The following is a 10,789-nucleotide window of genomic DNA, read 5'->3' as shown; positions in this document are numbered from 1 at the left end:
GTTGGTGCGCCGGGCAGATCGGCGCGTCAGGCACGTCGGGCGGAATTCACGCGCGACGCAGGCAGGAAGATTGAGGCTCAGGCCTCGACGCACTCCAGCAATTCAGCGCAAATCATCGCGGAAGCATTCAAAGGCGCCGGCCGCTCGGCGGGTTTGAACACCGCGTCGCCGCGGCGAATCTTGCGGCGCGACACCGCGCATGTTCCGGACGTATGTGCCGACCTGCGCCGCCACCGCTGCTCGCCGTAATGACATTTTCCCGGTTCGACCCAGCGAATCACCAGCGTCGTGTCCGAGCGCTCGAGAATCTCAATGCGTACGCCATTGGCACCGTCAAGGGGGATGGACTCCAGGGTCATCGTCGTCGGCTCCGTATTGTGTGGTGTGGCGAATGTAGTCCCGCACGCGCTGGATAGCCATTGTGTCGCCGTTGAAACACTGTTCTTCAAACAGCAACAATGAAACTTGACATTCGCGCTATCCCGAAAAGACGGGCCTTCGCGGGTCATCGTTAACGTGAATTTACGATAGGGCGGATTTTTGCAACGCAGTGTTGTACGCAGCGAGACAAGCGTGCCATCGGCAAAAGGGCGCCGGTGCTTCCTTTAAGATGTGGTTATTGACGAGCGACCGTGCAATGCCAGTGTAGTGGTTTCGCATTTTTCCAGTCGGCTCGCGCGCACACACCGAGGCATGCCCCTTGCGGGCTTCGTCACACACCCTAGATGCTATGTGGGAGGGCAGCGACAGAAAGCCCGACTGGAGTAAAACGGGACTTGCACACTCGTTTTCTCCGAAGGAGCACGCAAATGGATACGCCTGACACAGCCCTCCGTGGGCAGAATACGACGGCAGGTGGCCGCCTGTACATGGCTTTTGAACTGGGCGAGAAGAACTGGAAGCTCTCACTCGGTGATGGCCAGCGCGCGCCCAGCCGCTGTACGGTCGCCGCCGGCGATACCGCCGCGGTTCTCACCGCCATCGCCAACGCCAGGGCGCGTTGCCATCTCGGCGCCGACGCACCCGTCTACAGCTGTTATGAAGCAGGCCGCGACGGTTTCTGGCTGCACCGCTGGCTGGCTGAACAGGGCATCGTCAATCTCGTGGTGGATTCGGCCAGCATCGAGGTGAACCGCCGTGCGCGTCGCGCCAAGACAGACCGGCTTGACAGCGACAAGCTGCTGTCGATGCTCATGCGCTATTACGCGGGCGAGCGGCGCGTGTGGGCGGTGGCACGCATTCCCACGCCCGAGCAGGAGGACGACCGGCGCCTGCACCGCGAGCTCGAACGCCTGCGCAAAGAGCAGACCGCACACACCAACCGGATCCGCTCCCTGCTGGTACTGCACAACCTTCGGGTCCGGTCTGTCGGCGGCCGCATCTGGACGCACTGGTGGACCCGTCAGCGCGAGTTGCTGGCGCCCGGTCTGCGCGCCGAGATTGACCGCGAATGTGAGCGGCTCGTGCTGGTGCACAAGCAGATCCGTCTGCTCGAAGTGCAGCAGGAGCGGCAGGTGCGCAGCGGCGCACATCCCGGCATGGCGCTGCTCGCACAGCTTGCCGGCATCGGTGCCGGCAGCGCGTGGACGCTCGTCAGGGAACTGTTCGGCTGGCGGCAGTTTCGCAACCGCCGCGAAGTGGCCGGCTGTCTGGGCCTGACGCCCACGCCGTACGCCAGCGGCACCAGCGAGGTTGAACTCGGTATCAGCAAGGCGGGCAACCGGCGATGTCGCTGGCTGATGGTCGAGCTCGCCTGGAGCTGGCTGCGCCTGCAGCCCGGCAGCCAGCTCAGCCACTGGTTCAACGAGCGCTTTGCCGGTACCGGCAAGCGGATGCGGCGCATCGGTATCGTCGCGCTCGCACGCCGTCTGGCGATCGCCCTGTGGCGTTATCTCGAGCACGGCGAGATCCCCGCCGGTGCGCTACTCAAACCGCGCGACGTCAACACCGTGAGGGCCTGAATCACTGAATGACATCGGATGCAGCAACAGCATGTAAAGGTCAACGCGCCCGGAACACGCTCGGGCTACCCATTGCGGGTGGCCGTTTCCCTAGATGGGGCGCGTCGGTAACAGGGTAGCGCCAGCGCTTCGCGCATGCGGCATGAGGTGACCGGCCTGTCAGGCCGGCACGGATAGAAGGTCGACCCGGCACTGACCGGTCAACAGACACCCTGACCTGAATGACATTGACATGCCAAGGCTGCAACAAGGTGTACGCGATGAGCTTCGGTACCGTCCTTTACGCAACGGTCTCTACGGCCGGCCTGCGCCTGGTCATGGTAGGTGACCGCGCAGGCCGGCCGTAGAGACCGGACAAGGAGGTTTACTTCGCATAACAGAATGTTTAGAACCGGGCTTGACTTTCAGCTCCCCATAGAAGAGCGTGTTAGGCACTTTTGGTCGGACCTGGTATCCTGGCAGGATGAAAAAACGCAGGCCCTACCCAACGGATGTGTCGGACGAAGAGTGGTACTTCGCCGCTGCGTACCTGACTTTGATGAACAAGGACGCACCGCAACGCCGTTACGAACTGCGCGAGATGTTCAACGCGCTGCGGTGGATCGTACGCGCAGGTGCGCCGTGGCGTTTGTTGCCCAATGACTTTCCACCGTGGGAACTGGTCTACCAGCAGACGCAGCGCTGGATTCAGGCAGGCTGCTTCGAGGCCATGGTGAATGACCTGCGTTCGATCATCCGGGTTGCGCAGGGCCGTCAGGGCCAGCCCAGCGCGGTCATTCTCGACGGGCGCACGCTGCAGTCGACCTGCGAGAGTGGACCTCGGGCTGGTTACGACGGCTACAAACGCAAACGCGGCAGCAAAGTCCACATGGCGGTTGATACCTTGGGGCAATTGCTTGCTGTGCATGTTACGCCGGCCAACGAACAGGAACGCGCGCAGGTCGGAGAACTGGCGCGTCAGGTTCAACAGGCCACGGGCCAGACGGTCAAGGTGGCGTTCGCCGACCAGGGATACACCGGCGAAGAGCCTGCGCAGGCAGCACTCGATGAAGGAATCGAGCTTCAGGTAATCAAGCTGTCGGAGGCGAAAAAGGGCTTCGTGCTGTTGCCGCGCCGCTGGGTGGTCGAGCGCAGCTTCGGCTGGCTCAACCGCTTCCGACGATTGGCCAGAGACTATGAGCGATTGCCCGAAACCCTGGCCGGTTTGCACTTCGTCGTATTCTCCGTGCTTATGCTTGTTCACTTTGCAACCCTTAACAAAAGTGCCTAACACCCTCTAAGAGCTCACATGAATTCACGCCCGCCTATTGCATCTCCTGAAGCACCGGACGCGTGGGACCGCCAGAAGAAGCAGAAAGCGGCCTCGCTCGTGCTGTACATCGGACTGGTGCTGCTGGCGCTGTGGGTCGCGCGCGATTTCATCGCGGTGGCGGCATGGGCCGCGGTGATTGCGATTGCGCTGTGGCCGCTGCTGCGCCGGGTCGAGCGCAACCGCTGGTTCACCGGACGCACGACGCTGATCGCGGTGGTGCTGACGCTCGCGATCGCGTTACTGGTCGTGTTGCCGGTGGGCATCGGCATTGCCCAGGCGCTACGCGAAGCGCATGACATGAACGAGTGGTTCAAGGACGCGCAGGAAAACGGCATCCCGCTGCCGGATTTCATTCAGCATCTGCCGTTCGGCGTGCAGCAGGCTTCGACGTGGTGGCAGGCCAACCTCGCTCAGCCGCTGCGCGACTCGGCCGCCATGAAAGGACTGCACAGCACCACCGTGATGACGCTCGGCCGGCACTTCGGCGCGCGCGCGGTGCATGCCGTGGCGGTGTTCGGCTTCATGCTGATCACGTTGTTCGTGATCTTTCAGGCGGGGCCGCGGTTATCGGGCTCGCTGCTCAAAGGCATGCGGCGCTGCTTCGGCGACGACGGCGCGCAGCTTCTGCTACGTATGGCCACGGCGGTGCGCGGCACGGTGTCGGGACTGGTCGTGGTCGGACTCGGCGAGGGCGCGTTGATGGGCGTCGCCTATTTCGTGACGGGCCTGCCGCATGTCGCGCTGCTCGCGCTCGTCACCGCGATCGCCGCGATGCTGCCGTTCTGCGCGCCGATCACCTTCGGTCTCGCGGCCTTGTGGCTGGTCGCGCAAGGCTCGGTGGCGGCGGGCATCGGCCTTGCCGTGTTCGGCTCCGTCGTGGTGTTCATCGCCGAGCACTTCGTGCGGCCGGTGCTGATCGGCAACTCGACGCGTTTGCCCTTCCTGCTCGTGCTGTTCGGCATTCTCGGCGGCGCGGAAACGTTCGGGCTGCTCGGCATCTTCATCGGTCCCGCGCTGATGACCGTGCTGATGGTGTTGTGGACCGACCTCGTGCAATAGTCGCACGGTATTTCCAGACCCGCTTCGGGCACTACTGCGGAACCGTTCAGGGCCGCTGATACGAAGGGTGTTCCAGCGGCGACGGCTGTTGCGGTTGCAACTTTACGCAGCCGAGCGTGTACTTGAGCGCGGCGGGCAGCAGCGCGCTCCAGACGTCCCACGTGTGGCCGCCGTCGATAATGCGCAGCGCCGCCGGATTGCCCGCCAGCCGCAGGCGCGTATACAGCGATGACGCATCGGCCTGGATCGCGAGGTCGTCGTCGCCGGCGGCGATGAACATCGGCAGACGGTACGGCTGGCTCATGTAACGGTCCCATTGCGCCGGATAGTTGAGTTCGTGCCAGACACGCGCGTCGAACTCGCGCTCGCCGAACACGCCGACGCGGCGTGCGGCCGACGCGCGCGGCGGCTCGTTCGGATAGATCGCGGGGCTCAGCAGCAGCGCGCCGCAAAAGCGCTCCGGTTGCGTCATCGCATAGCGCAGCGCGCCGAAGCCGCCCATCGAGACGCCGCCGATCATGCGTCCGCCGCGTTGCGTCGAGACCGCGTAGCGCGCTTCGATCTCGGGCAGCAGATCGTCGAAGAACGCGGTCTCCATCTTCTCCTTGCGATCGACGTACCAATCCGTGCCGCCTTGCGGCATCACGATCACGACGGGCGGCATGTCCTTGTGTTCGATCAGCGCGTCGGCCGCGGCCTGCAGATGGCCTTGCGTGATCCAGTCGATGGCGTCGCCGTTGTTGCCGTGCAGGAGATACAGCACGGGCAGGCGGGCGGCGTCATGCCGATAGCCGGTCGGCAGATAGATCGTGTAGGCCCAGTCGCGGCCGAGGGCGTCGGAATGGAAGCTGCGGCTGATCACCGTGCTGGCGAGCACCGGCGCGCTGGTCGCGGCTGCGCAAAGCGCAACGAAGGCGGAATGTAGGAATAGACGCATGTCAGAGTAGGAGGCTGCGGCGCAGGTCGCGCGCGGCCGTTATGCTATCAGCATCGGCAGTGAATTTTGAGCATCAGCAGGTTCAGCCGGCGGCGGTATGGAAAGTGGCTGAGCACCTGAGTAGCTGGGTGGTTGGGGAATCGCCCACGCCTTATGTACGCACGCCGCTCAGGGCGACATTCGAAGCCACCCGCTATACAACCGGCCGGCTAGACGCTTGAGCGGTTCCACACCCAGCGCCACCGCGAACAGCGCGCCGATCGCGATCGCATCCGCGAGCAGTCCGAGCGGATAGTTCAGATAGCCATCCGTCGCGGCATACAACACGGAATCGACCGTGAGCGAGATCACGGCCCCGGCGATGAAGCACAGCAATCCGTGGCGGCCGATCACGCCGACCCACGGCATCCATTGCGCGAGCTTCTTCGCCCAGCCAAGCTGAATCAGATTCGCGACGAGCCATGCAATGGCGAGGAAATTGATCGCGCGCAGGTAGGAGAGGTTTTGCTTGAGGCTGCCATCGAGCGGTTCGCGTTCGATAAAGAGTTTGTAGTACGCCGCGGCCGCGACCACGGCGAGCGCCAGCAGGCTGACGAGCCAGCTCAGACGGTGCGCGCTCACGCGCTGATAGACCGGCTGGCAACGGGCCAGCACGCCGAGCACGAACAGCAATTGCCAGGCGAATGGATTGAAGTCCCAGTGCATGTCCGGCGCGGCGGGCAGGTAGGCGTCGATTGCCGGAGCGCCGGCCCACAGCGCGACGCTGCCGGCCAGCAGCAGCCACGGCTTGCTGCGCGCGAGCGGCAGGATCATCGGCACCAGCAGGGCGAAGAACACGTACATGGGCAGTACCGAGGCCAGATACGGCTGGCGGCGCAATAGCAGGATGTCGCCGAGCGCCGCGAGCGGGGTGTCCATCAGATCGTCGAGATCGGCGGTGGCGAGATTCGGTCCGTCGATGCGCAACGCGCTGAGCACGGAGCTGACCAGCAGCATCAGCGCGGCGGTGACGAGGAACGCGCGATAGATTTCCAGCGAGCGCCGCAGGAAGCGGCTGCGCGCGATCGTCTCGTCGCGCCGTTCGGCCAGCGCGGCGTAGGCCGTGGCGGTGGCGAAGCCGCCGAGGAACACGAAGACCTCGGCGGCGTCGCAAAGCGCGTAAGCGTGCAGCGTGACGCGCGACAGAATGCTGCCGCCGATGTGATCGACGACGATGATCAGAAGGACCAGCCCTCGAAAAAAATCGAGTTCGATCAGGCGGGACGGCGATTTTTGCATTGTGTTGTGCCAAAGGCAAACCCCGTGCGACGGCGCGCTAGGCTAGCGCGGCGGGCGTCTCACAAGGCTTCTGGAAATTGGATTGGGATGCTGCGGCGGATACGCGACCCGCGTCGCCGCTTTCAACCGGCCGGACGTGGCGCGGTTGCAGGGGGCAGTAAAAGTGACCCCTCGGGACGGCGCGTAGTTCCGCTGCGCCGCCGCAAGAAGCTTGCGATTATATTTCTTTTCGTGACAAATCTGCTTTGAGGCAGGGCAAGTCAGCGGACCTCATCCGCAGCCGGTATCAAGTCCGCGCGGCGTTGCGCCGTTTACCTGAATGAGCGCCGTGACAAAAGGGGCTGCCGCACCAAGTGGAGATTTCGCAACGTTTTGAGATATCGACACGACACCCAATGGACGGACGGCTAACGGCGTGTGAGGATTTCCGTAAAGCGCGTCGAGGTCGGTGCAGCACCTTGAGAGGCGCAAAGAACAAAGCGGCCGGATCGAGTTGTCCCATTGCTCGAGTGCAGGGAGATCGTCATGAACAAGCAAGTGTTCGCGCTAGCTGTCTCCACCGCTATGTCCGCCGCTTTTGCCGCGCCCGCCTCGGCGCAGACGAGCGTGACGCTGTATGGCGTACTCGACGAAGGCATCAACTACACCAACAATGTCGGCCGCGGCCATGTCTATGAGCTGGCGAGCGGCTTTGCGCAAGGCAGCCGCTGGGGGCTGAAGGGCGCCGAGGAACTGGGCGGCGGCCTCAAGGCGATCTTCCAGCTGGAAAACGGTTTCGACGTGAGTTCCGGGCGGCTCAACCAGGGCGGCCGGATGTTCGGCCGTCAGGCCTTCGTCGGCTTGAGCGCGGAGCGCTACGGCACGTTGACGTTCGGCCGCCAGTACGATTCGGTGGTCGATTATCTGGCTCAGACCACGGCCAACGGCAACTGGGCCGGCTCGCTCTTCTCGCATCCGTACGACAACGACAATACGGACAACTCGTTTCGCCTCGACAACTCGGTCAAGTACACGAGTCCGTCGCTGTCCGGCTTCCAGTTCGGCGGCATCTATAGCTTCAGCAACGACACCAACTTCGCCAACAATCGCGCGTACAGTTTCGGCGGCCAGTATGCCTATGGCGGCCTGCTGGTGGCCGCGGCGTATCTGCAGGCCAACAACCCCGGCAACGGCGCGAACGGCGCGATCACGGCGAACGACGCCAGCTTCATTGCCGCCCGCATGCGCGTGTTCGGCGGCGGCATTACCTACACGTTCGGACCGGCGACGGCCGGCTTCGTCTACACCAATTCGAACTATCTGGATCCGACCGGCAACGGCTATCTCGGCGTGACGCCGCTCGTGCCGCCGGGCGTGCTGCTGAACTCGCTGAAGTATCAGAACTTCGAGGTGAACGGCAAGTATCAGATCACGCCGATGCTGTTTGTCGGCGCGCAGTACGTGTACACGATGGAAACCTACGACGCCTCGACCGGCGGCGTGAAGCCGAAAATTCACTCGTTCGGCTTGATGGCGGACTACAACCTGTCCAAACGCACCGACGTCTACATTCAGGGCGAGTATCAGCAGGTGACCGGCGACTCGACCTATTCGATTCTGGACGATGCCTTCTCGGTCGGCACGCAGTCTCCTTCATCGACGTCGAAGCAGGTGGTGGTGCGCGCGGCGATCCGCCACAAGTTCTGACCAATCCGGTTGAACGCCGCGCCTTTATCACTTCATGGGTCCGGCGCAAAATGCGCATCAGGCGTGGCGAATCCGGCTTCGAAGTTGTCTTTCAATCAGGCCGGTCCGCCGCCATCCCCAACACGATCAAACGAGCTCGGGAATGCACGCAATGAACACACGTCAACTGGGCCAGCAGGGTCCGCGAGTTTCCGCCATCGGCCTCGGCTGCATGGGCATGTCCGATCTGTACGGCCCGGCCGACCGCGACGAAAGCATCGCCACGATTCACGCGGCGCTCGACGCCGGTATCACGCTGCTCGACACCGGCGACTTCTACGGCATGGGCCACAACGAAATGCTGATCCGCGACGCGCTGCAAGGGCGCCAGCGTGAGAACGTGGTGGTCAGCGTGAAATTCGGCGGGATGCGTGATCCGGCCGGCGGCTGGATCGGCTTCGACGCGCGGCCGGCGGCGGTGCGCAATTTCCTCGCGTACACGCTGAGGCGGCTGGGCACCGACTATGTCGACATTTACCGTCCCGCGCGACTCGACCCGACGGTGCCGGTCGAGGATACCGTCGGCGCCGTCGCCGATCTGGTCAAGGAAGGTTACGTGCGCCAGATCGGTTTGTCGGAGGTCGGCGCGCACACGCTGCGCCGGGCGCGGGCCGTCGCGCCGATTGCCGATCTGCAGATCGAATACTCGCTGATGTCGCGTGGAATCGAGGCCGAAATCTTGCCGGTGTGCCGTGAACTGGGGATCGGCATTACCGCGTATGGCGTGTTGTCGCGTGGTTTGCTGAGCGGCGCGTGGTCGAAAGAGCGCAGTACGCAGAAGGATTTCCGCAGCGTGAGCCCGCGGTTTCAGGGTGAGAACCTCGAGCGCAATCTGGCGCTGGTCGAAACATTGCGCGCCATCGCCGACGCGCGCGGCACCAATCCGGCGCAACTGGCGATTGCATGGGCCTTGTCACGCGGCGACGACATCGTGCCGTTGGTCGGCGCCCGGCGCCGCAGCCAGTTGACGGACGCGCTCCGCGCCACCGGCTTGAACCTGAGCGCCGACGAACTGGCGCGCATCGAAGCCGCGATTCCGCCGGAAGCCGTCGCCGGCTCGCGCTACAACGACGTGCAGATGGCGCATCTGGACAGCGAGCGCGGCGGCCATTGATCGGGTCGCCGGTTGATCGATTGCGTGGCGGCGGCGGTGTGAAAGGGGAAAGGTAAACAAAACGCGCGCCTTGAATGATCGGCTGTCATTCAAGGCGCGCGAATTGAAGATCGTGAATATCGGGCGGCCTATTGAACCGGATTAACGCTCAATTCATCACGTAATTCTGAATCAGAATGCCGACTAGCACGCCGAATGGAATACCGAAAGTCCGGCCGCGAAGCGTGGCGTTGATATCTTCATCGAGCACGAAGCTGCAACGGCGCTCGCGCCAGACGGTTTTATAGGCCAATGGTTTCGCATCGACGATTACAATGGAAATCATCGCGGTGATAATAATCTTCTCCAGCGCATGCAGTTTGGCCATAAATGGCGAAAATTCACCGGCATTGCACAACAACACCATAATAGCGGCGGCAATCACCGTGCTGAAGAAAAAACCATTCATGAACCGGTTTGCTGAACTGAGAGAATCCACTTGAACCTCGGCTTTATTCGCCGGGCTGATAAAGGCGGCGAATTAAAAATATTCTGACGGAAAGGATTTTCCATTCGATAAACCGGCGCCGCCTTGACTGCGGCGCCGGTCGACCTCAATGGAACGCGTAAGAATATTTTTATTGCCTTGTCCAACCTATCGTCCCTTTCCTAATGCCAGGTAGGATGAGTCCGAAAAAGCGTATGAATTCGCCACGTTCCGGCTACGTGCCGAACAGATTCAGCTTGGCGTACTGCAACAGCATGATGGTCTTGCCGTCGACGATCTCGCCGCGCCCGATCATCGCCAGCGCTTCGTCCACCGGCAGCTCCAGCACTTCGATATCTTCGCCTTCGTCGGCGAGGCCGCCACCCGCGCCGACTTTCGCCACCGCATCGTATTCAGCGACGAAAAAGTGCAGTTTCTCCGTGACCGAGCCCGGACTCATGAAGGCCTCGAATACCTTGCGGACGTCGTGCACGCGGTAGCCCGTTTCTTCCTCCACTTCCGCGCGAATCCGTTCTTCGGGCGACGCGGCCTCCAGTAGCCCGGCCGGCGTCTCGATCAGCATGCCGTGGTGACCGTTGACGAACGCCGGCAGGCGGAATTGCCGGGTCAGCACGACGGTGCGTTGATGCGGTTCGTAGAGCAGCAGCGTCGCGCCGTTGCCGCGGTCGTAGGTTTCGCGGCTCTGGCGTTGCCAGCTGCCGTCGGCGCGCTGGTAGTCGAAGGTGGTCTTCTTCAGCACGTACCAGTCGTCCGACAACACCTCGACGTCGACAATCCTGACTCGCCCGGCGATTTCATTCATGGCTCGCATCCTGTTCGATCGGAAAATGCGGTTCGTCCCGCCTGCGAATCATGGTATCGTGCGATATCGTGCAAAAACAAGTAATTTCGTGCAAATCATTGGAACTCGCCGAGA

Annotated in this window: 10 protein-coding genes; 5 read left to right on the top strand and 5 right to left on the bottom strand. The window is 62.8% G+C overall.

The window, feature by feature from the left end; genetic code table 11:
• Nucleotides 1–77: 77 nt before the first annotated feature.
• Nucleotides 78–359 carry a DUF3331 domain-containing protein gene (locus tag RI103_RS27125; protein WP_310815547.1) on the bottom strand — a complete coding sequence of 94 codons (282 nt, stop codon included), beginning with the start codon at nucleotides 357–359 and terminating at the stop codon, nucleotides 78–80.
• A 450-nt stretch (nucleotides 360–809) separates the two neighbouring features.
• Here RI103_RS27125 and RI103_RS27120 point away from each other — a divergent pair, with 450 nt between their 5' ends.
• The 3 genes from RI103_RS27120 (at nucleotide 810) to RI103_RS27110 (ending at nucleotide 4,332) form a co-directional block, all read left to right on the top strand.
• Entirely contained in the window at nucleotides 810–1,961 is a 1,152-nt protein-coding gene (locus RI103_RS27120) for an IS110 family transposase (protein WP_310815546.1), read from the top strand.
• A gap of 463 nt (nucleotides 1,962–2,424) precedes the next feature.
• Entirely contained in the window at nucleotides 2,425–3,231 is an 807-nt protein-coding gene (locus RI103_RS27115; RefSeq protein WP_310815545.1) for an IS5 family transposase, read from the top strand.
• Nucleotides 3,232–3,249: 18 nt separating this feature from the next.
• Nucleotides 3,250–4,332 carry an AI-2E family transporter gene (locus tag RI103_RS27110; protein WP_310815543.1) on the top strand — a complete coding sequence of 361 codons (1,083 nt, stop codon included), beginning with the start codon at nucleotides 3,250–3,252 and terminating at the stop codon, nucleotides 4,330–4,332.
• A gap of 46 nt (nucleotides 4,333–4,378) precedes the next feature.
• Here the strand turns inward: RI103_RS27110 and RI103_RS27105 are convergent, their stop codons facing one another.
• The gene (locus tag RI103_RS27105; protein WP_310815542.1) at nucleotides 4,379–5,269 is read right to left on the bottom strand and encodes an alpha/beta hydrolase-fold protein; all 891 of its coding nucleotides are present in this window, start codon (nucleotides 5,267–5,269) and stop codon (nucleotides 4,379–4,381) included.
• A gap of 168 nt (nucleotides 5,270–5,437) precedes the next feature.
• The gene (locus RI103_RS27100; RefSeq protein WP_310815541.1) at nucleotides 5,438–6,547 is read right to left on the bottom strand and encodes an OpgC domain-containing protein; all 1,110 of its coding nucleotides are present in this window, start codon (nucleotides 6,545–6,547) and stop codon (nucleotides 5,438–5,440) included.
• A 525-nt stretch (nucleotides 6,548–7,072) separates the two neighbouring features.
• Between RI103_RS27100 and RI103_RS27095 the strand changes: the two genes are divergently transcribed.
• On the top strand, nucleotides 7,073–8,233 hold the full coding sequence (locus RI103_RS27095) for a porin (RefSeq protein ID WP_310815540.1): 1,161 nt from the start codon (nucleotides 7,073–7,075) through the stop codon (nucleotides 8,231–8,233).
• Nucleotides 8,234–8,384: 151 nt separating this feature from the next.
• Nucleotides 8,385–9,386, top strand: coding sequence for an aldo/keto reductase (locus tag RI103_RS27090; RefSeq protein WP_310815538.1), 1,002 nt, complete (start codon nucleotides 8,385–8,387; stop codon nucleotides 9,384–9,386).
• A 148-nt stretch (nucleotides 9,387–9,534) separates the two neighbouring features.
• Here the strand turns inward: RI103_RS27090 and RI103_RS27085 are convergent, their stop codons facing one another.
• Nucleotides 9,535–9,834 carry a hypothetical protein gene (locus tag RI103_RS27085; protein WP_310815537.1) on the bottom strand — a complete coding sequence of 100 codons (300 nt, stop codon included), beginning with the start codon at nucleotides 9,832–9,834 and terminating at the stop codon, nucleotides 9,535–9,537.
• A 253-nt stretch (nucleotides 9,835–10,087) separates the two neighbouring features.
• Nucleotides 10,088–10,675, bottom strand: a complete 588-nt coding sequence (locus RI103_RS27080; protein ID WP_310815535.1) for an NUDIX domain-containing protein — start codon at nucleotides 10,673–10,675, stop codon at nucleotides 10,088–10,090.
• Nucleotides 10,676–10,789: the final 114 nt, after the last annotated feature.

Origin of the sequence: Paraburkholderia sp. FT54, from assembly GCF_031585635.1 — a bacterium.
GTDB lineage: Bacteria > Pseudomonadota > Gammaproteobacteria > Burkholderiales > Burkholderiaceae > Paraburkholderia.
The sequence above is the reverse complement of the archived record's forward strand: the minus strand, read 5'-3'. Positions and strand labels throughout refer to the sequence as shown.

What these genes read in the sequence shown, in the direction of transcription:
- RI103_RS27080 (WP_310815535.1), bottom strand. Translation starts at nt 10,675, where the DNA reads ATGAATGAAATCGCCGGGCGAGTCAGGATTGTCGACGTCGAGGTGTTG.
- RI103_RS27115 (WP_310815545.1), top strand. Translation starts at nt 2,425, where the DNA reads ATGAAAAAACGCAGGCCCTACCCAACGGATGTGTCGGACGAAGAGTGG.
- RI103_RS27100 (WP_310815541.1), bottom strand. Translation starts at nt 6,547, where the DNA reads ATGCAAAAATCGCCGTCCCGCCTGATCGAACTCGATTTTTTTCGAGGG.
- RI103_RS27085 (WP_310815537.1), bottom strand. Translation starts at nt 9,834, where the DNA reads ATGAATGGTTTTTTCTTCAGCACGGTGATTGCCGCCGCTATTATGGTG.
- RI103_RS27110 (WP_310815543.1), top strand. Translation starts at nt 3,250, where the DNA reads ATGAATTCACGCCCGCCTATTGCATCTCCTGAAGCACCGGACGCGTGG.
- RI103_RS27120 (WP_310815546.1), top strand. Translation starts at nt 810, where the DNA reads ATGGATACGCCTGACACAGCCCTCCGTGGGCAGAATACGACGGCAGGT.
- RI103_RS27105 (WP_310815542.1), bottom strand. Translation starts at nt 5,269, where the DNA reads ATGCGTCTATTCCTACATTCCGCCTTCGTTGCGCTTTGCGCAGCCGCG.
- RI103_RS27095 (WP_310815540.1), top strand. Translation starts at nt 7,073, where the DNA reads ATGAACAAGCAAGTGTTCGCGCTAGCTGTCTCCACCGCTATGTCCGCC.
- RI103_RS27125 (WP_310815547.1), bottom strand. Translation starts at nt 359, where the DNA reads ATGACCCTGGAGTCCATCCCCCTTGACGGTGCCAATGGCGTACGCATT.
- RI103_RS27090 (WP_310815538.1), top strand. Translation starts at nt 8,385, where the DNA reads ATGAACACACGTCAACTGGGCCAGCAGGGTCCGCGAGTTTCCGCCATC.